This is a genomic window from Salipaludibacillus sp. CF4.18 (assembly GCF_051262595.1).
GTDB lineage: Bacteria > Bacillota > Bacilli > Bacillales > Salisediminibacteriaceae > Salipaludibacillus > Salipaludibacillus neizhouensis.
In genome coordinates this window covers 324,748-347,209 of sequence record NZ_JBIMEV010000001.1, presented here as the reverse complement: position 1 = coordinate 347,209, position 22,462 = coordinate 324,748, and the positions used below count along the sequence as shown (strand labels likewise).

The following is a 22,462-nucleotide window of genomic DNA, read 5'->3' as shown; positions in this document are numbered from 1 at the left end:
ACAGAAGAGCCGGACCCACATACTGGTTCGGCTCTTACTTATCTCATGTTCGATACACAATTATCGATCCGATAAGTATATGTTTGATAAAATTTTAATATATGTCTACTTGATAGCTTCATCTACCTGATGCGAAAAAGTGTTTAAACGTGAAGATGCTTGTTGAATATCATAAGGATTTAGCTTTAGTAACTTCGCCTGTTCTAATTGTGCTTTGGCATCCGAAATGGCATTTTGAGCATTCATAAGCTGGTCTTCGTCCATGCTCATTGTAGCTTGACCCACCATTCTCTCAGCAGCCTTCAACGCTAATTCCACTTGTTCTATTTCTCCAAATTGATCAGTCATAACTTCCATCCTCTCTTCCTAATATACCATTTAGTATATGAAAGAAAAGCAAGATTATTCCTATTAAAATTAATAATGCCAGCTTGAGAAGACTTTCCTCAGGCTGGCTGGTAAGTGGCTAGTTTTAAAAGATGAATCAAGTACTTCTGAAAAAACACGAACTATTTTTGATCTCTTCTTAACGGTTTTTTCCCCCAATATTGAAAGAAATTTGTTTTAATATTACCATTGTAAAGCTTTCTTTTTTTCGTAGCCTGTTTCCCATAAAGTTTTTCGAAATGCGGGTGGGAAGTGATAATGTAAACAGACCATGTGTCTAATGGGCGTAACGTTTTTCCAAGTTCTCGATATAGATTCTCTACATATTGTTTATCCTGCATTCTTTCCCCATATGGCGGGTTTCCTATGACTACCCCATTCTCTTTCTTCGTATGGAAATCCTTGACTTGCATTTGCTTAAAATCAATCAAGTCATTAAAACCAGCTTCCTTTGAGTTATTTTTAGCAAGTTCAATCATCTTATGATCAACATCCCCGCCAACTATCTCAAGAGGCTGATCATAGTTCGCTAAGTCCTCGGCTTCCTCTAATGCTTGATCAATCCATGTTTGCTCGTACCATGCCCAATCCTCGAACGCAAATGTTCTGTTGATACCAGGTGCTATGTTTTGCCCAATCATCGCGGCTTCAATAGGAAGGGTTCCAGAGCCACAGAAAGGATCGTAAAAAGGCTTATCCGGGTACCAATTCGTTAATCGAACCATTGCAGCTGCCATCGTTTCTTTCAATGGTGCTTCGTTGTGAAGATAACGATACCCACGCTTATGAAGCCCTGTTCCACTTGTATCAATAGTTAACGATGCAATATCTTTATGTATAGCTATCTCAATTCGTTGAAAAGCCCCTTTTTCTTCAAACCATTCGATCGCGTAATTTTTCTTTAAACTCTCCACTACTGCTTTTTTGACAATAGCCTGACAATCAGAAATACTGAAAAGCTGGGATTTAACGGATTTTCCTACTACAGGAAATTCTGCATCCGCTGAAATATAATCCGCCCATGGTAATGCCTTTGTTTTTTCAAAAAGTTCCTCGAAGCTTTCTGCTTTGAATTCTCCAACCAGCAGTTTGACACGGTCTGCACTTCTCAACCAAAGGTTAACTCTCGCAATGGCTGTAGGCTCTGCTGTAAAAATTACTTTTCCATTTTCAACAGTGACATCCTTATATCCTAAATGACGTACTTCATCTGCAACAATTGATTCTAACCCCATCGCAGCAGTCGCGATTAATGTAACTTTTTCCATCAAGATCATTCCTTTCGATATTCTTTTATTAGTATAGCCTATGAAGATCAGATATGTAAAAAGCTCTACGATGATATACATCGCAGAGCCATTCTCATTCATTGAAGACGCCATTTGTATTTAGTAAGCCATGTTCTGTTACTCCGTACTTCAAACGGGTGTCAGCCCTCGTACAAGAGCGGTAATCATCTGTCTACAGACTACTCTGTCCCTTGATCCGTTCATTTCCGTCTCAAGGATGCCCCTACCTTATTTTGGGTTTCTCACTCGTGGGGTTTACCTCGTTCCACTCTGTCCATTTCTAGACAGACTCCGTCACTGTGGCACTTTCAAGGTACACATATCATATTCCGAAGAACTTAGACATGCCACCTGCCGTTAGTCTATCGCTAGACTACCCTGACTTATGACTTCATCAGGCACGAACACTACAATCATCTCAGATTGTGTGAGCATGGACTTTCCTCTACATGTAAACATGCAGCGATTACCCAAATACAAAATGGTTGTCATTTAACACAACACTTTAAATAATAACACACTAATGGAGATAAAATCAACTTCCTTTTTTTGCTAATTGAATTGCTCTCTTCGCTAATTGGTCTGCTTCTTTATTTTGTTTACTTGGAATCCATTTAATAAAAGCATACGTGAAAGAATGATCCATAGTGGCTAGTATAGAAGCTAATAAAGGTTGAAACAAAGGATTTTTTGTATATTTTCTTTCTATCGACTCAACTAAAACTTTAGAATCAGAACGAAGCGATATAATCGAAAACTCATGCTTTTTACAAATACGAAGAGCTTCCAAGCAAGCATGAAATTCAGCCTCGTGGTTGGACATTGGAAGAAGCGGAATCGATTCACGAATAATATTCCCATTATTCTTAATGAAAATTCCTGCACCCGAAGGTCCCGGATTCCCAGCGCTACCCGCATCTGTATAAACCTCAATCACATAAAGTTCTCCCTTCGTTCCTTATCTTTAAAGAAAGATCTGATATTCCATTGTTGTTATTGAATAGAGATTTAAATCAGCAAAAAGCTGAGATACCCGTGAGAAAAAGCAGAAACGGTCTTTATCAGGAAACTGAATTTCTTCCCGCAGAAAGTATCCGTCTCTCGCCAATAAAAGGGCTGTCCTCTCTAGAAATACAACCATCTTTTAGAAGTCAATCGTACAGCTTGCTTCCAAATACATGTTTCTCAAGATTGGATAATCTTCTTAAAATATCATAATTCGTATTTCCAGCTGCCGGCTGTGGCTTAGGAGCTTCCACTCTCGGTGGTGGTGTTGATTCTTTCTTTACACTCTCTAACTCTTGCTCAAGCGCTTGGATTTTCCCTTCAAAAGCTTCATAATCTTTAATAATATCATCTAAGAACTGGTCTACTTCGTCTTGATTATAACCACGCATACTTGTTTTAAAGTCTTTCTCGTATATTTCGTTCTTGGAAAGTCTTGCCAGTTGTTTTTTCTCCACTATTGTTCACCTCATAAGTACAATCATGTAATACCTTCATTTTTTCAGAAACTTGCGAACTTGTCAATTCTAGCTTTCATTATCCAGCTCGTCCCGCACCAATTCTTCGATATCATCCGGTGTTAAATAAAAAATAGGGTATGATTCTGTTTCATGTTTCTTCAAAGCATACGACAAGTAAAATTTAGGTGTACCTTCTGTTTCCTCATCGTATAAAACGAGCAGAGCATCACTTTTGTCAATGATGAATTGGTTTTTCAACCTTAACTGAGCCGGATTATCATAGGGACGTTTTGTAATATAATCTTTATAATCACTTTGTTCCCAAATGGTGGAATAAAGCTTTTTTATTGGTTCAGAAAATCTTTCTTCTTGATTATGAAAAGGAGCTAAAGTAGATAATTGCAAGTCGGGATAGGATTCTTTTAGAATAGTCGTTGCTTCCGCAGCCCAAAGTTCTACACCTGGCTGTCCGCTCGTTATTACCCATTTTATATCAAATTCTTCTTTCAAATGCCTTATTTTTTTCAAAATGGCCTTTTTTAAATAAGAAAGCTGTTCGTGTTTTTCATTAAATATCCCCAATTCGTGGGGCTTATACCCCGTCACCGCCAATACATTATACAACATTCATTCTCCTTCCCTAATCTTATGTAAGAAAAACGCGTAGCGTCTTTTATTAAATAACGTGATCCTTTCGCCACCCCCGAGCCTACTAACGTCTTCGCGGTATCGCTTGGATCATTCCTGCACAGGAGTCTCGCCAAATTAGAATCCACTGTTCGAAGGGGCATAACAATCTCTATAAAAATTAAGCATATTATAAAATAGCTTTTAAAAAAAAGCGAATTGGCATCTTACCAATTCGCTAGAGTTATAGTTCTTATTTTTCAATTAACATTTACCATGATTCATTCCCATACCTGCTACATGCGGAGAGTGCTTTGACCCTGGGCCATATCCTGCTACCTGTGGTCGCGGTCCATACCCTGGACCCGTTGCCGCTCCTGCTACTTGTGGAGCAAATCCTGGTCCTGTCGCTGCTCCTGCTACTTGAGCTGGAGGTCCATATGAGTGCTGATTTGTAATTCGATTTACTGTAGACTCCGTGTGCGGATAGCTGTGCTGGAAATTGTATCTATGATTCACAACATTTGTTGTATGACTAGGGTGCACGACTGGTACAATATAGTCACAATTTTTTTCCTGAACAGATTGTTGCCCCGGGCAAACTTGAGCCGGTAGTACTTTAGCTTGCGTATGCGGTTTGCAATGATGGAACATGTGATATCCTCCTTTTATTAATAGGTTCAATATCAACGTATGTAACCATCCTGCGACATGTACTAGTCACTAACCTATTTTATTGAAAAAGAACAATTGTTGATCCAATTACAAGGAAAAACATACAAAGGAACACTTTTACCATAACCATTCTCTCCTTCATTATTACTACCGAGTAGTCTTACAAGTATACTACCCCAGCAATTAATATAATGAAATTCCGCCAATTAATCAATGATTTTTTTCACTTTCTCGCCATTTTTTTACAAGTTAATTTGTAATGCATCACAATAACCATTTTACAACCCCTATTTATTGGCGAAAAGAGCCGAAAACTGCGCTTCCCCGGGAAATATTTATTGTCTTTTATTTTATGTTCATCGCCTTTCGATATTCCTGCAAAGTTGTAATTCCTCTTTGAATTAATTCTTCTATTAAAAATTGAAACACTTCTGCCGTCATTAATGCATCATTTAAAGCATGATGTCTTTCTTGTTGCACAATCCCAAACTTTTTCACTAAATGATCTAATGTATTCTTTTCGTTAGGGTATAAGTATTGCGCCAGCTTATGACAGTCAATGTGCGGTAGATTTCCTGTTGGCATATTCCAACGTTTGGACAGCTCTTGAAGGAAAGGGACGTCAAAACTAGCTGGATATGCCACGAGAATTGATTGATCTGCAAAAGATAAAAAATCATTTAAACTCTCAGGAAATGCCTTCCCCCTATCAATTTGCTTCTGCGTCATGTCAATTAATAATTTAACTTCATTTGATGGTTTTTTTATTGGAGAAACAATCTGATAAAATTGTTTTGATAATCCTAGGTCACTCACAGTGATTTTCACAGCACCAATAGAGATAATTTCATCCCCTGCACGCGGAAAAAAGCCAGTCGTTTCTAAATCAAAAACGGTAAAGGAAAGATCCTGTAGTCTCTCATCCGCCGGAAAACTGGTTTCAGCACTTTGATTCATTTTTTCGCATAAAACATCATAGGTTTCCTGATGATTCTCAATCCACTGGTCCTTTGATTTTTCAAAGTGAAAACGATCATATATCAAATATTTAATAATTTTTAAAACCGATATTTCCATTACTATACTCCTCTATTCTTTGCAAAACTAAGCTCACTCATTTGTTGCAAGCGTTTTGCAATAATAAGAGCATCTTTCAATTGTTTACGTTCATCTTTTCCTAGTGTCATTGGTGCTATCAAATTAGATAAAGGTTCTTCATTTCGCAGTTGAGAAATGTTTGCATGAATTCTAAAATAATGTAAATAATCCATCGCTAATTTAGCATTTTTCACATCTCTAGGATGAAACACTTCCATTTCCTGCAGTTTATTCAACCGTGCTATCGTACTAACTTCTTGAATCCCGTATCGGATCGCAAAAATTCGAATCCCATTTACAATTTGCATTAAAGCTGCTTTCTTAACATCTAACGTTTTCATTTTACCTTTAAGAGACATTCTCCCTATCGGATTAATAGGCACCCGAAATCGAATAGTGTCTTTTGCAAGCATAATATGAAGAATTTTCCCTTGCTCTACAGGCTTTGTTATAAAATCCCTCAACTTTTCTGCTAGTTTGAAATCACCGTAAACCGGGCGATAATCGATGAAAATTGTAAAGTCTCTTACCTCTTCGGCATCTGTTTCCTTCACCCATCTTTTTACTTCGGCTTTCCACTCGTTCAATTCCCTGCACCACTTACGTTCTCTAGCCATTATCCCACCTGAACATTCAGGAAACCCGCATTTCACAAGATATTCGTTTACGATTGCAGCAAAATGGTGGAAGAACTCTTCTACCTCCTGTTTGTTTGGAAGATGCTGATAATTATCGAGAATAAGACCATTATCTTGATCGGTACTAAATGCTTGTTCCTTTCTTCCTTGGCTTCCCATGACAATAAAACAATAGTTAACTGGAGGTTTTCCGTATCCCTTTCGTTTCATCTCTGCTAATGCAAATCTAATCACTTGCCGATGAATATGATCATTGTAATTTGAGATAAACTCACAAACTTCCGACGGATGTGTCCGCTCATCGAGCAGCGCTTCCGTGAAAAGTAAAAAATCCATATTTTTTTTCGGAGATAGAGGAGCTAATTCTTTAATAGTCTTCGCATGCTGTAACCGATAGGACAAATTTATAAACTTGGAATCCTGCAGCTGAAGAAAAGATTCAGCCATCAATATTCCTACCACTCGTTCTCCGTTAAGGACGGGGACAATATCTATATAGTCATCTTTGAAAAATGTTAACACCTCATAGCTAAAGGCATTCTCTTGAATTGTATGCGGATTTTTTTCCATCCACATCGTAATACTATCCTCTTTATCTCCCTGAATGAGTCCACGGATAATTTGTTGTTGCGTAATTACCCCTTTTACCTCTTCTTGTTTATTAACCACAACTAGTCCCGCAACTGTCCACTCTGTGATCAGCCTAGCAGCATCTTTAAGAGATTTTTGGTCATCGATCATTCTTGCGCGATCCATAATAGAATGAACCCGTGTTCGGAAAAGACCGATATTTTCACTGTCCATATCATGACGTTCTTTCTTTATTTCGTCATATAAGGATTTCATTCTCTCGCCAATTCCTGAAAGAATCACGTCAGAAAACGATTGGTTTTCAGTCATCGTTCGTAACAGAATACTTTTGCGGAACTTCACTGTTTGACAATCCTCCAAGGCTTGGACGGAAAAATTCATTTGTCCACTAGCAAGTAAAATCATGACACCGATCAAGTCCCCAGGATAATAAAAACGAACAGAAAATTGTTCTCCACTTTCTCTGTGAAGGACATTCTTAGCTAATCCTTTTAGTAAAAAATAAACCTCTACTTCTTCATCTTCTTCATGAAACATAAATTCATTTTCTTGAAACTCTTGTGTTTCTGATTCCCTCATCAGTTCTTCAAACTGTTCTTCACTCAATAAGTCAAAAGGAAAAGACTGCCGAATGACATCATAATAAGCCTCCGTTTTCACCACTCTCGTACCCACCTTCTTTGATCTCTAACTTTTTTTCTAATCGATTTAAACGCTTGTTTAAATCAGTGATGTGTTTCGCCGTTTTCAAAGAAACGGAATGCATATTAGTTTGTTTTTTTCCTTGAGAATATCCACTTTTAGCATAATTATACGCTTTATAAACATTTTTTTCCTGGTGTTCCGCTAATTTAGCTAGCTCTATCCACACCTCTAAGGAAGGAAGAGAATGCTGGTTTAATGCCTCGATAAAATAAGACCTGGCTCCTTCTTTATCGCCAAGCTTTTTCATTAGTTTCCCTAAACGGAAGTACCCTTGACTAAAAGGTTTATTCATCGTTTCAATCGCTAATTTATAATGTATTTTTGCCCATTCATACTCAGATAATTTTTCAAACCAATCTGCAATATAGTAATGTTCCATCGGGGAAGTAGGTTTATCCTTCCACTGAAATAACCTCATGCAAATTTCTTGATATAAATAGACTAATGAACGAACATCCTGATCATTATGCTTGATAATTCCTGCTAAATGATGAGGATCCTTTTCATGTAAATACTCAAAGTAAAGGATCGGCGCCATGCTTCCGGGTATATCATCGATCCGCTTCATATTTAATTTATATTCTTCCACAATAGCCAATCTACATGAAGGCAATTCATGCTTCCATAACCGCCTGGCACAGTGAAGCAAATCGATATGCCCAAAGCTAGGTAGCTTCGGGAGTTCTTTGCGGATGAATGCGTGCCTTGATTTTACTTGTGGCCAATCAAACGATTTTCCGTTATAGCTTATTAAATAATCATCTTCACTAAAATCCTCTAAAAAACCGGAGAGGAATGCAGCTTCATTGGAGGGATTCTCCAACAAATGTTGCGTCACCTCAATCCCCTCTTCTCTAAGTCTGGCATAACCAATTAGGAAAATCACATTCCCCGCTCCGGTCGACAGGCCCGTCGTCTCAGTATCAAAAAACAATAATTGATCTAATTTACGATTTTTAAAAGATAACGGGTGATCTGAGAGTCCTTCTTGTTCCCACAAACTCTTCATCTCTCCCATAACTCTTAACGTTTCTTTGTCTTTTGCTGATTCATAAGGATAGATTAGTCTTTTTCGATAAGACCTTTCCCCATCAAAATAAAAGGGTTCAAAACCTAATTCTTCGAAGCTTTCTTCTAGCGTACTCTTATCTATTTTAACTTCTTTGCTTACCAAGGAAGTTTCCGTCGCATCATCTAACTGTAAGTGATTTTTCATACGTAAAAGTTTGGACTTCATGCTCATTCATTTCACCTACCCTTGCTTATGGCTCATTTATTTTAGTTTAACATGAGATAAACGACGAAGAGAAACCCCGCGCCGCTACCCATAAACCCTATTTAGTTAAGCATACCGCTATTCTTTCCTCCAACAGACTCATTTAATAGGTTCACTACCCATTTTTTTATCTGCTGACCTGGATCACTTCCGCCGATCCCGACACAAGATGGACATCCGTCACTACAGGGACATTTAGAGACATACGCTAGTGCATCCTGAAGTATCTCTTCAATTTGATCAAATAAACACTCACTTAATCCGATTCCACCAGGGTACCGGTCGTATAGAAAGACTGTCGGCCGCTGGGAATGAATCGCCTTCACTTCAGGAACAGCATGTAAATCTTTTTGATCACACATCACATGCACACAAGATACATGTTGCAATACATGAGCTAATCCCATCAAAACTTGCTCGACATGATCATCATTTTTCCCCTCAAATACTTCCTCTGCGAAAGTCACCGCGATGCCATTCGAATGAAGTTCTTGTTCAGGTAAATGTATCGGACCAGAACCAATATTATCAAAAGTTTCTAATTTAATTTTTTTGAAGATTGTTGCCATCGCTGTAACCATCACATCTCCATATTGAATCTCATGGTGCCCCATCGGTCTTTTTTTATCAATTTCTAAAACCTTTAAGTTAACCGCTAAGTTAGCATCGGTAAAGTACTCTACGTCTACTTCTCGTACGAATGCTTTTTTCTCGTCCCAATCCAAATATTCTACTTGGTATTGTGTCCCCTCGTGTAAATAGATTGCTTCATCGTGGAGTAGCGTCATCGCACTAAATGTATCCATTTCTCCAATGACCACATGTTTTTCTCTCACGGATTGATCAATGATCACAACATTTTCCTGTGCCGCTGACCGGAGACTGATGTTATGTGCAGGAAACGCTGCATTCATCCAGTACCATCGTTGATTATTCTCGTACAAAACCCGCTCTTCTGTTAAGTACTCTAATATCTCCTCTACCTCATGGCCATCGAAGGTCTCTCCGCGTTTAAACGGAAGCTCATAAGCTGCACACTTCAAGTGATCTACTAATATAATCAAATTATTTTTATTGATTCTAGCTGTTTCAGGAGATCCTCCAAAGAAAAACTCAGGATGCTGGAACAAGTATTGATCAAGAGGACTAGAAGTCGCAACCATGATTACGAGAGATTCATCCTGTCTTCTTCCTGCTCTACCGGCCTGTTGCCAGCTGGACGCAATCGATCCTGGATAGCCGTTCATAACACATACTTGCAGCTGTCCGATATCAACCCCTAATTCAAGCGCATTCGTGCTCACAACGCCGATCGTATCTCCGCTCCGCAAGCTCCGTTCGATCTCTCGACGCTGCTTCGGCAAATACCCACCTCGGTACCCTCGAATGCTTTGCTTATTAATCTCATGTTTCACGAGCTCCTGCAAATGACTCAAAATAATCTCTACGCGAACACGACTACGGGCAAAAACAATCGTTTGAATCTTTTCTTTTAAAAACTTAGAAGCTATTTCATTCACTACTTTGGTAGAATTTTTACGGATATTCAATTGTTTATGAACAATAGGCGGATTGTAAAACACAAAATTCTTTTTCCCTTTTGGCGCACCATTATTATCAATTAACTGAACAGGTTCTCCTATTAGTTCGGAAGAAAGCTCTTTTGGATTTGCTATTGTTGCAGATGTACAAATAAATGTTGGTTTACTTCCGTAATACGCACAAATACGTTTTAATCGCCGAATAACATTGGCCACATGAGAGCCAAATACTCCACGATACGTATGTAACTCATCAATCACTACCGTTTCTAAATTCTCGAACAAAGAAATCCATTTCGTATGATGGGGCAAGATTGCCGCATGCAGCATATCAGGATTCGTAATGACAACATGTCCCGCTTTTCTCACGACTTGTCGGATGCTAGCAGGTGTGTCGCCATCATACGTGTATGAATTCATCTCTACTTCCATTTCATCTATGATTTCATTAAGTTCTGCTTTTTGATCTTGAGCCAACGCTTTCGTCGGAAAAATATAGAGAGCTCTGCTGGAAGGATTGTTCATATGCTTTTGCAGCACCGGCAGATTATAACAAAGTGTTTTACCGGATGCTGTCGGTGTCACGGCAACGACATTTTCTCCTCGCATCACGCTAGTGTAGGCACTTTTCTGATGTGTGTATAGGTTATCTATTTTTCTTTGTTTTAAAGCATGAATAATCTTGCTATCTATCTCCGTTGGCATGCTGGCTGTTTTAGCCTCTTCTTCCGGAATCTCATGCCAATAGGTTACTTGCTTGTCGTTTCGTAATTCGGCTACTAATTGTTCTAACGTTTTTTTCCCAAACATGTCTGTCCTCCACTCTCTTATTTTCTATTATAGAGAATATACGTTCGGATTTCAAAACAAAAAAAGAATGCCTTAATAGATCATGAGACCTTTTGGACATTCTTCGGTGAATAATTCTAAAAATCTTTTATTTAGGTACGTGACTATCACCTGTTTTTTCAGCCTTGCGATAAAATAATCGTGATATTGTAATTCCGAGAGTTCCCAATAGTAAAAACAGAATCGCTTGCCATTGAAACAGCAGGAATATCGATCAAAATAACTTTCGCCAATGTGAAGAAGATCAAGGCCATTCCAAATATTCTTGTTATCTTATCGTTCTTATAAAAGCCGTATGCTACGAATAATACAGCATACATCAACCAAGACAATGACATGATCATTGATTGTAACATCGAATCGGAAGTGGTTAAATCAGCGAGTTGAGATACATAAACCAACCCTATCAAACTAATGAATACCTTCGCGGAAATGACTGCATTACGCTTCACATGATCACTATCCTTAAATAGTAAATAGAGACTCGTTAAACTAGCAATTAACACTGCCCACGTAACCGTTTCTATCGAAATCGTCATAGAAATAGTAAGTATCATCCCGATCGAGTAGACTACTGTCCCTATTACTGCTTGTAGTTTTGATTTTAATCGTCCTGCTAATAGAATGACGACCAAGCCTTCCACAAGGAGAAGAAGAGCAACAGAAGTCTCAAACATCTCCATGAAATAAATAAATAGTACAATGGCTGAAGAAGACACGAATAAAGCACTTTTATGACTTTCTTCCTTTTTCACATACATTAAAGTCAGATAAAGTCCCACTAAACCTAATAGAACAACATTTGTCTCCGCGGTATTTAAACTTAAAATAACCCAAATTGAAGTTAGTACAGCTGTCGTTAATACAGGAAACACGGAAGATTCCTTCGCTTGCTTTCTTATTAGCAGCATTCCAACTAACACAAGATGTTGCAACACAACCGCTCCAGTTAATAGTCTAACATCCGGTTCTACTTGGAAAATAGCATATGCCAATAATGCAAATTGAAACCCATATGTGACGACGTAATATAAAATATCAAATTCCCGTTTAAAGGCTAAGGCTATGAAAGCCAGAAAAACGATGAATTCATAACCAAGAAAAAATGCAAGACTTCCTTCTTGAGATGCTAATAAAAACGGAACAATAAATGCCCCAATGCTACTTATAATCCCTATCGATTGTGACTTTAATTTCACCGAAAACGTTAAGCCCGCTCCTACGGTCAACACATGAAGAAGAAAAGCAATGATTAATGGAATGAACCCATACAGCACATGCACCGCAAAAGTGCTTATAAACATCAACCCAATCGAGCCACCAACTAACACTTGCGAAAGAACAATGTGCTTCTTTAAATGCTGCTTCCAGCCAAAAAATAATAAGACACCACTAGCTAAATATCCGAAACAAACTCGGACGTACTCGTTTATGAGTCCTAATTCAGTTCCCGCTCTAAAAGCCCAGATAACCCCAATTAATAAGATAAATATAAAAATTCTCGGCAACCAAACTTGACCTATCTCCCTTTCCCAATCCCTAGGCTGCTTATTTTCTTTAACTTCGGGAGTTTCACCTTCATTTTTTAGTTTAGGCATGGTCTGACTTTTCAACGGTTTGTCTTTTGTTTTTAAAAGTACAATGTCTCTTAACTGATGTTTGATTACAAAAAGATTAATAGCATGACGGATGAAGAGATTTTACAAAGCATTGTATTTGCGGCTAGTTTTTTTCAGGAGTTGGCGAAAGAAGATTTTATGGTAGATGTTTGTGATAAAGAAAAGTTTATCGCGCACTTTCCCGGTAAAAATGTCGATGTGGATGTAAGTATAGGAGAACCGATCCCTAAAGATGACGTTGTTTTGCAGAGTGCCCTTAAAGGAAAAGGAATGACTGGCAGACCTCCTTTTGAAGTGTACGAGGTTCATTTCCTGGGGAAAACAATGCCCATTCGTAACGGAAAAAACGAAGTTATTGGCGCCTTAGGAATAGGCTATAATATACAGGAAATTGTTGAACTAGAAGAAACAATTAAAGAATTAGAAGAGATACTAATGTCGGTTCAAGAGTACACAGAAAAAGTAAAAAGTTCCTCTGCAAACCTGCAAGATGCCAGTAAAGTGCTGAATGAAAATACTGGAGAAGTTAGCGATAACTCAAAACAAATTGGTAACATGCTGGAACTTATCAGAAAAATATCTTCCCAGTCTAATATATTAGGTTTAAACGCAAATATTGAATCTGCAAGAGCTGGTGAGGCAGGTAAAGGATTTGCCGTAGTGGCTGATGAAATCAGAAAGTTATCTGACGGTACTAAAAAAGCTTCCGAAGAAATTTTCACCTTTACGAACAATATTCAAAATGGAGTAGAAGTTCTAATTTTGTCTTTAGATGAAGTTAACTCTACTGTCGATGTAAACACCGAGATCGTTACTAAATTTTCAGAGGCTAATTCTAAGCTAACGATATTAAATGAACGGTTAACGGAATCAGTGAAAAGAATATTGACTTTATAATTCAAGTTCTTCCGGAAAGGTAAAATTTTAGTAAAGAGATACTTGCTCTTATTTATGGTGCTTAAAAAATAGAAGCAAAATCTCTTTATGATTGTGTATTACTCCCAATAAAAATTGGGTCACTTAACCGCTCCGCTATTATGAGAAGTATTTCTTTTACGGTCTAATGCACGAATACCGTCAATAATTAAACGTACCAACCAGAATGCAAATGTAAGATAGGACAATGTAAAATAACTGTTCCATCCTTTACTGTATGTCACTAATTTCGTGTTCTTTTCTAACCACTTCTCCACTAGTACCATTGGTGTACTATAGAGGAAGACACTTGGTATTGTTTTTACGGCTTTCATTTTATAGGTGAATTGATTATAAAGCACACAGAGTAACGGAAATATGACATAAAGGAATACGATATTGGAGTCGAACGATTTAGGGAAATAGCGTATTGGATATTTCACAAATTTTTTCTTATTAACAGGCACATCTAAAAATGTACATAATAGTGATTTTAACAAGTAAATGAGAAACCAATCCTTTACTGGACCTTTTCGAAATAAAAATGCCAACCCTCCCATTGAAATCACTGTAATTACATGTAATATTGTTTTATCCTTCATAAGACACCTCCTGTTATATTAAGATGCCTTCTTATTACTGAAAATATGTTTAAATTCCAAGTATTCTTCTTGTAATTTAAGAAAATGAATAATTAAGGGATTAAAATACAGCAACCGATGATACCGTGGCTGATGCGCGACATGTGAAAGGCAGTGGCTCTACAATTGTTATCCCAAAGCTTAAAAAACCAATCCATAACCTGGATCGGCTTTTGTTGTATAGATCATTTATCTAGCTTTTACCGTATTACGAACATACATTCGTTTTATGATTTCATCTATAGATTTCGGTCATCCATTCTACAATGCCCATGTTTTTTTCACTCCGCAGGTCATCCACATTATGATGTCCAATAATGTCACCGTCTTTAATAGCGATCACTTCGTCTAAGATCATTTCAATTTCTTTTATTTCATGAGTCGTAATAAGAATAATTTGATTTTCTAGATCTATGAACGAAATTAAGCCTTTTACTATGGAATCCCTAACCATTGGATCCAGTCCGGAAAGTGGTTCATCCATTAAAATGACTGGTACTTCACGTGACAAGGTAAGTACGATTTTTAATCGTCCTCGGTTCCCTTTCGAGAGATGTTTCAGTTTAGAATCGCGGTCTAAATTCATAAATTTCCGAATTTCCTCGGCTTTTTCTTTGTTAAAGTCTTGGAATTGAGTGGCAAAAAAGTCAATTGTTTGCCCGACATTATAAAAACCGTAATATTCATCCAGTTCTGACAAGTATGAAACTTGATTAGCAATAAGACGGTCCACTTTTACCTCATTTACAGTAACATTCCCTTTTGATGGATGAGTCAGACCGGCAATTATTTTCAAGATTGTCGATTTTCCGCTTCCATTAGGGCCGACAATACCTATAATCTTTCCTTTTGTTAGTTCCAAATCAACATCGTACAACGCTCTGTTTCTCATATACATTTTAGTAACACGGTTTAGTTTAATCATTACTCAGTATCCCCTTTCTCGTCTCGTAGAAATGCTGTTACTCCGAATTGGATTTCCTTACCGTTATAACCCATCTCGTGCATCCGTTCCACGAAACGAGAAATTTCCTCTTTTTTTAAATATTCTCTTAACTCACTTAGAACCTCTTTATTCTCGGTAACAAACGTCCCTTGTCCCCTTCTAGTCTCTACAATACTTATTCCCTCTAACTCTCGATACGTCCTTTGCACTGTGTTTGGATTAACATTCGATTGTATCGCCATATCCCGAACTGATGGCAATTTATCATTAGGTTTTAGTTCTCCTCGTAATATTTTCCGGTTAATCCGATCGGCGAGCTGCCGATAAATAGGCTGTGATGAATGAAAACTATCTTTCATTTTATTTACACCTCAACTTTTCGATCGAGTATCCAGCAACTAGCAAAAAATAAAATGACTGCTAGAATAGCATCAAACAGATAGGTGCCTAAATAAATAATTAATTCACTTGTTTCACCTGTAATATCTGCACCCATTTCAAGGTTGAAGTTTACACTGGCACTAGACAATATATCACCTAAATTAATAGATCCCCACATCGTTAGCGTGTCATATAAAGCTGAAGACGTAACCCAGCCATATAAAAAACCATTCAGAACGATAAATAGTAGAAAAGTTAGTGCGAAGCTGGCAAAGTTGCCAAGTGTACGAGTAAATAACAAGAAAATCATCCAGAAAAATAAAAACAAAACGGCAAAATTAATTGCTAACAATAAAAGGTGAATACTACCTAAAAATCCAAGTTCAATGACATCTGTCCAAGGAATTTCAATAGGAATAATTTTCGTCGAGTTTAATGCAAGTAAAAATGTCGTTCCAGTGATGATAAACGTTACAGCCATAGTAGTAATTGCTGCCACCAGCTTTGCTAATATTAATTTATAAGCTGGCATTGGGTTGTGCAGCCATAAATGCATCTTCTTCTTTTCTGTCGAAAGGCTATGAATGAAGTAATACACTAAATAAAATACTTGAATTGCTGTCGCAGCAAAGGCAACGGCAGTTATTGTTTCCCCTAAAAACCCGTATCTATTCCCGAAGTAAGCAGAAATAGCTACTATTATAAAAAAGGCAACGATGGGCATGATGAATGCCGGTAATCCAAGACGTAATTCTTTTTTTGTTAAGTTTAACCAAGCGATCATTTTAATACCTCCAACTAATATATTTTTTATCGAGTACCAGTGTACTAATTAAATAATACACCGGTACACGATTAGCGTCAAGGGGGTTTAGTTTATTACAGTTGAGAAATTTGTTCATTCATTTGACCTCCTTACGTGTTCATTTCACGCCAACGTATTTATTTGACCTCCTCTCACGTTCATTTCGCAGCTTGCCCAATTCATTTCTGCTGCTTACGTGTTCGTTTCACGCCAACTTATTCATTTGACCTCTTTTCACGTTCATTTCGCAGCTTGATCCATTCATTTCTGCTGCTTACGTGTTCGTTTCACGCCAACTTATTCATTTGACCTCTTTTCATGTTCATTTCGCAGCTTGATCCATTCATTTCTGCTGCTTACGTGTTCATTTAAGGCCACCATGCGTCCATTTTTACGAATAATGAGTGTCCAATATTCACAAACTAAAGAACAAGAAATTGTTATTTGAGAGGACTATATACAATGAAAAATCATTCCGACATAAAACGAAAAACCTTCATAGTTCTAACCATCCTTATCTTAAGTTACATGATCATACCCGCTGTTTTTGCTGAAGAAGGAACGGAAGAAAAAGCGAAAGTCGCTATTATTATCGATGACTTCGGTGGAAATATTGATGGTGTTTACCGATTTCTCAAAGCAGAAATTCCGATAACAGTTGCTGTTATGCCTTTCTTGGATGAATCAACGGAGCAGTCAGTAGCTGCTGACGAGCTTGGATTTGAAGTGATTATTCATTTACCTTTAGAACCTATTAAAGGCAAGGCTTCATGGTTAGGACCTATGCCAATCACTTCGGACCTTTCTACGTAGGAAGTAAAGAGTCGTGTAAGGAAGGCGATTAAAGATGTTCCCCATGCAAAAGGAATTAACAATCATATGGGCTCAAAAATCGTAGGGAATGAGAGAATAATGAGAGCAATCCTCGAGGTTGCTAGTGAACATAATCTCTATATTATTGACAGTGGAACAAGCGCAGACTCTGTTATCCCTGAATTAGCTCTAGAAATGAAATTACGTTACGGTGTAAGAGATACATTTTTAGATGATACCCGTTCTTCTAGAAATCACGTCTAACAGATGCTGAAACTTTACGATCAAGCGGAAAGGCGTGGAGAGGCGATAGGAATTGGACATGTAGGGATAAAAGGCACAGATACGTTTAATGGGATATCGGACGCACTTAAATATTTAGAGGATCGTCAGGTAGAAATTGTCCCGGTCTCTGATATTATTCCAACTGCAATTGATGTAGATCCAAGTGGTTTCTGGCAGCATACCGTTGAGTAAATTTCGAAAACTCTATAGACAGCAAAAAACCAACTCTACCATAAAAGTAGAATTGGTTTTTTGTGTATTCATTCTAATGGATAGCACTTTTGTTATATAGCATGAGTTTTCGTCACCTCAAACAGCACCTCTGAATTGCGCTTATAGGTAAAGGGTTGGTTTTCCTTGAATCTCTGGCCTTAAAGGTACCTGTCTATTTATACTCCCACACGAAAGGCCTAGTATATTCACGACAGAAAATTAACTGAAGCCGTGAATTTATTAATTCTCTATTTTTTGGATCATTCCCGCTGATAAGGGATATTAAGTAATTCCGGTACCGTTACAAACTCCATCCCTTGTTCTTGTAAAGTTGGAATTATTTCACGAAGGGCCTCAATCGTTTGTGTGCGGTCTCCAGTTGCTTCAGCCCCGTCATGCATAAGAACAATTGCCCCTGGATGAATGTTCTCCAATACATTTTGTGCTATTTGCTCCGAGGTTAACAATGGCTCCCAATCCAGCGAATCAACAGACCAAGCTATGACGGAATAGTTTAGATTGCCTAACTCTTCTACTAATTCAGGGTAAAGGAACCCGTACGGCGGGCGAAACATTGTTGTTCTGTAGCCAACAATTTCTGCTAGTGTATCTTCGGTTTTTTGAACTTCATTTACAAGTGTGCTAATCTCACCTTCAGTTACAAGGTTAGGATGCCAAAAAGTATGGTTGCCAATCACATGACCTTCTTCTACGATTTGCCTTGCAAGTTCTGGTTGTGCTTCTGCTCTTACTCCCATTAAGAAAAAGGTAGCTGGAACATTATACTCCTCTAACACTTCTAAAACTCCTGGGGTATATCTTGGATCAGGACCATCATCAAAGGTTAAAGCAACCTTGTTTCCTGTAGTTGGGCCATGTAAAAAAGCAATTTCAGGATATAACTCTTGCAATTCTTGGAGGACAAGGGGTTGCTGCTGCCGTTGATCTTCCTCAGGGCCGCCTCTTAATGGTGGCGCCTCCTCCTCAGAAGGTTCTTCATCTTTATCCCACCACCACACTGGTTTCGCTTCATCATTGGATAAATGATCTGACGCATAGCCAATAACCGTACCTATTACTTGAAAACCGATCAATAATGCAATAATGACCATTGCTTTCCACATTTTCTTTTTCATCCATTCATCTCCTTTTCTTTGTAGACATTGTTATTATTTATAAAAACTGGTTATTTATTCACTCGTTTCGTCTTAAATCTTCGAATGGCGGTAGAACTACTGAACTAAAGCATTACGAAAAAAACTTCTGTAAATGCCAGAAGTCTCGGTAAATCCTATGTTATTGTCACTGTATCGACTGCACAACGACTTCTCATAGACAATAGTTCTACTATTTTTCTAAAAACCAACTGATTCTGTTATAAACGTGGTGGCGAATCGAAGCTTGTTCGTTCAGCAGCTGGTGACGACCAGCTGGAAAATAAGCTACCAGAATATCACGACATTTATGCGTGTAAAACTCAATATTCTCATTCCAATCAACGGTCGTATCTTTACCGCCTTGAAGTAAGTAAACAGGGGTATTCAAAATTGGACACTCAACAATATTTTCTTGCCATTTCTCCATTGCAAGCACCCAATCGGATTTCAATTGTTGTACTTGAAGCGGATCACCTCTGACAAATTTGCGATATTTCTCGTCCTCGGAATTTTTCTTGAATCTCCGTTTAGATTTATGTATAAATTTCCCAATAAATTTCAGTGTCCCTTTTGTAATATTCCACCGATATGGAAAATATAATGGGGCAACCAAGATTAGCTTATCTAATGGAACGATTTTCTCACTTGCAGCATGAAACAAAATTGCCCCTCCAGTACTATGGCCAAGACCAATAAATCCAGAGATTGAAAGTTCGTTCCTAAACACATCACAGCAATCTTTTACTGCTTGCACATAGTCATCAAAAGTGCTTATCGTCCCTGGTTCCCCTTGCGAAAAGCCATGCCCTGGTAAATCAACGGTCACAACTTGATAATTGTTCTCCAGCAAATCATTCACGGTATGACTTAATCCGCCCGTATGATCTAAATATCCATGCACGAAAAAAACTGTACCCTTCGGCTCTTTCTTTAAAAACCCCTGGATAAATACTTCTTCTCCAGAGGAAGTTACACGACCACATCGATATTCATGAAGTTCTTGCATGTCGAACGAGTAAAAAGATAAATATTTTTGTACACTAGAAAATCGCAAATGAGGATTAGAATCATCGAAACGATAACTCTCTTTCTTCATCTGCTCAATCCATGGAAACTTTTTTTCCATTTAATTATCCTCCATCAATTCCGAATCAAACTGTGATTTTATCCATTACACTACTAAAGTCAAAGTTGCTTGATACCTTTATTTAAAGAGGTTAAGTAAGGGTGTGCCACCGACAAGTTTTCATTGTCTGATGACACACCCTCATAAATGCAACTCTTAACTTATTGCCCGATTACTTCAACAAGAGCCCTGCCGTAAGCAGGTAAATCCGGTGGTCTTCTGCTTGAGATTATATGACCGTCCACAACGACCTCATCATTGTGCCAAGTAGCCCCCGCGTTCTCCATATCATCTCTAATTCCCGGTGTACTCGTTACTTTTTTGCCTTCAAGAATGTTTGCAGATATAAGTACCCATCCCGCATGACAGATTTGACCTATAGGACGCTTTTGATCGTTCATAAAAGTAACCATGTCGATCACTTCTTTATATCTTCTCAATTTATCTGGTGCCCATCCTCCTGGAACTAGAATAGCATCATATTCCTCAATATTAATTTGATCAAAAGAATAATCAGTTACTACTGGTACACCATTTTTACCGATATATGTTTTTCCTGCTTCTTTTCCGACAATATGAGCAATTGCTCCTTCTTCTTGTAATCGATAATGAGGGTAAATTAGCTCTGAATCTTCAAAGTCATGTTCTACGACTGTTAACACTTTTTTGTTTTTTAATTTCAATTTCTTCACCCTTCCTTCTGAATACTAATGGTAATATTCCCTTTTATTGAAAGTCTCAATCATATGTACATTCTACAACCTTTAAAATGCCTCGTAAAGTTTGTTGATCTAGTATCCAAATAAGCCAGCTACCATTGGCTTGCTCCCATTAATATTACCTTTTGCCTTCCCACTCCTCATGAAACTGTTCTAAATATAACTCAAGAAATTCATGGCGTTTCTTGGCGAGATCTTTGCCTGTCTTTGTTTTCATTAGCGCAGACAATGTTAATAATTTTTCGTAGAAGTGGTTGATCGAAGTTGAAGTTCCTTCCCGATACTCTTTTTTTGTCATTTCAGTGCGATGAGATTTATCTGGGATATGCATTGCATCCCCTTTATTACCCGCATACATAAACGTACGCGCTATGCCAACCGCTCCAATTGCATCCAACCGGTCTGCATCTTGGACAATTTTACCTTCTATAGTATCAGGTTGGCGGTTATTCCCACCTTTAAACGAAACAGTATCAATCACAGCCATCACTTGTTTAATCGTTAGATAAGGCACATTCTCCTTCTCAAGCCAAGAAACAACAAATATTCGTCCTGATTCTTCTGATTCGTGAAACTTATCATCGCCGGCATCATGTAGAAGGCTTGCTAATTCACATATAAATAGATCAGCTTCTTCCTTCTGCGCAATCATCCTTGCATTTTTCCTTACTCGGTCGGTGTGATACCAATCGTGTCCTGAAGAATCTTTTTCAAACAGTTTCTGCACCCAGGTCTCCGCCTTTTGTATGAGTTGATCCATAACTTCCACCCTTTTCATTCTCTACCATTTTTGTTGTGAAAATAATGTTTATTTGTCTTAAGCCAATAGTATGACACACCTTTACAAGATTCATGACCTTTATTTTATCAAATATTTAAAAGGAAAAGGAAGTTAATGTTTTTTACTAACTATTATTTTATGGTGCTCCGTTGGTGTATCTCTATAAATATTTTGTATATTCGGTTTAGATAAATCATTTTTTGAGAGCCTTTTAAAAGGAATTTCAATTTGCAGTTGATCATGACTGAAAGGATATGGATCAAGGGTAACCATTGTCTCTGACAGCCACTCTGGATAAATTCGCTGATTCTTTAACAGTTCTTGCTTAAAACCATCTTTAAACCAGGTTATTTCTTCTTCTTTCCTAGCACCCCATCGGTTCATACAAATATAGAGAGATAAGTTATCACATAGTTGCAACAAATTAAAGTGAAACTCTCGCTCTCTTTCAAGGGGAAGTAACTTTTTTTCGCGCAGCGCTTCTTTTACAACATTCTGCCGATTATCTTCCTCCAACAAAAATGTAATCCCTAATTTATCTGCTGTGTTACTAAAAAAACTTGCATAATGACAGCTCAATAAAAAACCGGCATATAAATCTTCATTCAAAAGTTGAACGATACCGCTTCGGTAGGATTGCAATTTTTGTTCCATTGGAAAATCTGTAAATGAAGCAAGCTTCGATTTTTCCGGAAGGTAAATTGGATTTTTATCTAGTGGAATCCAACTTCGGTCATGGTTTATTACTGCATGTTCAACTGACTTTTTCATGTCTTTTCCAATAAAGTAATCATCTTTCCAATCACGCACAAATTGCCCGGAAATAAGCGCATGCTCATGCTGTTCAATACAAATAACATGATCCTTATGATGATTTTGAATAATCATTGTTACCCTCCTTTTTATTAACCATTTGTCA

21 protein-coding genes, 1 other RNA gene and 1 pseudogene are annotated in these 22,462 nt (G+C 37.8%); 2 read left to right on the top strand and 21 right to left on the bottom strand.

Annotated elements, in window-relative coordinates; translation table 11 throughout:
* Window positions 1-105: 105 nt before the first annotated feature.
* The 12 genes from ACHABW_RS01750 to ACHABW_RS01695 form a co-directional block, all read right to left on the bottom strand.
* The gene (locus ACHABW_RS01750; protein WP_435753776.1) at window positions 106-348 is read right to left on the bottom strand and encodes a DUF2564 family protein; all 243 of its coding nucleotides are present in this window, start codon (window positions 346-348) and stop codon (window positions 106-108) included.
* 161 nt (window positions 349-509) lie between these two features.
* Window positions 510-1,655: a THUMP domain-containing class I SAM-dependent RNA methyltransferase gene (locus ACHABW_RS01745; RefSeq protein ID WP_435753775.1), complete on the bottom strand. Its 1,146-nt coding sequence runs from the start codon at window positions 1,653-1,655 to the stop codon at window positions 510-512.
* Window positions 1,656-1,774: 119 nt separating this feature from the next.
* An RNA gene (rnpB, locus tag ACHABW_RS01740) (RNase P RNA component class B) lies at window positions 1,775-2,154 on the bottom strand.
* A 57-nt stretch (window positions 2,155-2,211) separates the two neighbouring features.
* Entirely contained in the window at window positions 2,212-2,613 is a 402-nt protein-coding gene (locus ACHABW_RS01735; RefSeq protein WP_435753774.1) for a reverse transcriptase-like protein, read from the bottom strand.
* A gap of 214 nt (window positions 2,614-2,827) precedes the next feature.
* Window positions 2,828-3,073, bottom strand: coding sequence for a cell division regulator GpsB (gene gpsB / locus ACHABW_RS01730; RefSeq protein WP_435753789.1), 246 nt, complete (start codon window positions 3,071-3,073; stop codon window positions 2,828-2,830).
* Between the two features lie 135 nt (window positions 3,074-3,208).
* Window positions 3,209-3,769 (bottom strand): DUF1273 domain-containing protein, encoded by a 561-nt coding sequence (locus tag ACHABW_RS01725; protein ID WP_110936154.1) that lies wholly within the window; start codon window positions 3,767-3,769, stop codon window positions 3,209-3,211.
* 264 nt (window positions 3,770-4,033) lie between these two features.
* On the bottom strand, window positions 4,034-4,423 hold the full coding sequence (locus tag ACHABW_RS01720; protein ID WP_435753773.1) for a CotD family spore coat protein: 390 nt from the start codon (window positions 4,421-4,423) through the stop codon (window positions 4,034-4,036).
* Between the two features lie 366 nt (window positions 4,424-4,789).
* The gene (locus tag ACHABW_RS01715; protein WP_435753772.1) at window positions 4,790-5,521 is read right to left on the bottom strand and encodes a 3'-5' exonuclease; all 732 of its coding nucleotides are present in this window, start codon (window positions 5,519-5,521) and stop codon (window positions 4,790-4,792) included.
* 2 nt (window positions 5,522-5,523) lie between these two features.
* The gene (locus ACHABW_RS01710) at window positions 5,524-7,434 is read right to left on the bottom strand and encodes a DUF294 nucleotidyltransferase-like domain-containing protein (protein WP_435753771.1); all 1,911 of its coding nucleotides are present in this window, start codon (window positions 7,432-7,434) and stop codon (window positions 5,524-5,526) included.
* Window positions 7,409-8,719 carry a ribonuclease H-like domain-containing protein gene (locus tag ACHABW_RS01705; RefSeq protein WP_435753770.1) on the bottom strand — a complete coding sequence of 437 codons (1,311 nt, stop codon included), beginning with the start codon at window positions 8,717-8,719 and terminating at the stop codon, window positions 7,409-7,411. The genes ACHABW_RS01710 and ACHABW_RS01705 overlap by 26 nt, the downstream gene beginning before the upstream one ends.
* 95 nt (window positions 8,720-8,814) lie before the next feature.
* Window positions 8,815-11,103: a DEAD/DEAH box helicase gene (locus ACHABW_RS01700; RefSeq protein WP_435753769.1), complete on the bottom strand. Its 2,289-nt coding sequence runs from the start codon at window positions 11,101-11,103 to the stop codon at window positions 8,815-8,817.
* A gap of 158 nt (window positions 11,104-11,261) precedes the next feature.
* A complete protein-coding gene (locus ACHABW_RS01695; protein ID WP_435753768.1) occupies window positions 11,262-12,740 on the bottom strand; it encodes a DUF2339 domain-containing protein in 1,479 nt (492 codons plus the stop codon).
* A gap of 84 nt (window positions 12,741-12,824) precedes the next feature.
* Here ACHABW_RS01695 and ACHABW_RS01690 point away from each other — a divergent pair, with 84 nt between their 5' ends.
* Window positions 12,825-13,658 (top strand): methyl-accepting chemotaxis protein, encoded by an 834-nt coding sequence (locus tag ACHABW_RS01690; RefSeq protein ID WP_435753767.1) that lies wholly within the window; start codon window positions 12,825-12,827, stop codon window positions 13,656-13,658.
* Window positions 13,659-13,777: 119 nt separating this feature from the next.
* Here ACHABW_RS01690 and ACHABW_RS01685 read toward each other — a convergent pair whose 3' ends face one another.
* The 4 genes from ACHABW_RS01685 to ACHABW_RS01670 form a co-directional block, all read right to left on the bottom strand.
* Window positions 13,778-14,278, bottom strand: coding sequence for a CBO0543 family protein (locus tag ACHABW_RS01685; RefSeq protein WP_435753766.1), 501 nt, complete (start codon window positions 14,276-14,278; stop codon window positions 13,778-13,780).
* 274 nt (window positions 14,279-14,552) lie between these two features.
* Window positions 14,553-15,242 (bottom strand): ATP-binding cassette domain-containing protein, encoded by a 690-nt coding sequence (locus ACHABW_RS01680; protein ID WP_435753765.1) that lies wholly within the window; start codon window positions 15,240-15,242, stop codon window positions 14,553-14,555.
* Entirely contained in the window at window positions 15,242-15,622 is a 381-nt protein-coding gene (locus ACHABW_RS01675) for a GntR family transcriptional regulator (RefSeq protein ID WP_435753764.1), read from the bottom strand. The genes ACHABW_RS01680 and ACHABW_RS01675 overlap by 1 nt, the downstream gene beginning before the upstream one ends.
* A 5-nt stretch (window positions 15,623-15,627) precedes the next feature.
* The gene (locus ACHABW_RS01670) at window positions 15,628-16,428 is read right to left on the bottom strand and encodes a hypothetical protein (protein WP_435753763.1); all 801 of its coding nucleotides are present in this window, start codon (window positions 16,426-16,428) and stop codon (window positions 15,628-15,630) included.
* 483 nt (window positions 16,429-16,911) lie between these two features.
* Here ACHABW_RS01670 and ACHABW_RS01665 point away from each other — a divergent pair.
* Window positions 16,912-17,739: pseudogene (locus ACHABW_RS01665) on the top strand (divergent polysaccharide deacetylase family protein).
* Between the two features lie 281 nt (window positions 17,740-18,020).
* On the opposite strand, the gene ACHABW_RS01660 reads toward ACHABW_RS01665, so the two are convergent.
* The 5 genes from ACHABW_RS01660 to ACHABW_RS01640 form a co-directional block, all read right to left on the bottom strand.
* The gene (locus ACHABW_RS01660) at window positions 18,021-18,896 is read right to left on the bottom strand and encodes a polysaccharide deacetylase family protein (RefSeq protein WP_435753762.1); all 876 of its coding nucleotides are present in this window, start codon (window positions 18,894-18,896) and stop codon (window positions 18,021-18,023) included.
* 211 nt (window positions 18,897-19,107) lie between these two features.
* Window positions 19,108-20,043, bottom strand: a complete 936-nt coding sequence (locus ACHABW_RS01655) for an alpha/beta fold hydrolase (RefSeq protein ID WP_435753761.1) — start codon at window positions 20,041-20,043, stop codon at window positions 19,108-19,110.
* 161 nt (window positions 20,044-20,204) lie between these two features.
* Window positions 20,205-20,726, bottom strand: a complete 522-nt coding sequence (locus tag ACHABW_RS01650; protein ID WP_435753760.1) for a type 1 glutamine amidotransferase domain-containing protein — start codon at window positions 20,724-20,726, stop codon at window positions 20,205-20,207.
* A 154-nt stretch (window positions 20,727-20,880) separates the two neighbouring features.
* The gene (locus ACHABW_RS01645; RefSeq protein WP_110936172.1) at window positions 20,881-21,522 is read right to left on the bottom strand and encodes an HD domain-containing protein; all 642 of its coding nucleotides are present in this window, start codon (window positions 21,520-21,522) and stop codon (window positions 20,881-20,883) included.
* 132 nt (window positions 21,523-21,654) lie between these two features.
* Window positions 21,655-22,431, bottom strand: coding sequence for a DUF3891 family protein (locus ACHABW_RS01640; protein WP_435753759.1), 777 nt, complete (start codon window positions 22,429-22,431; stop codon window positions 21,655-21,657).
* Window positions 22,432-22,462 lie beyond the last annotated feature (31 nt).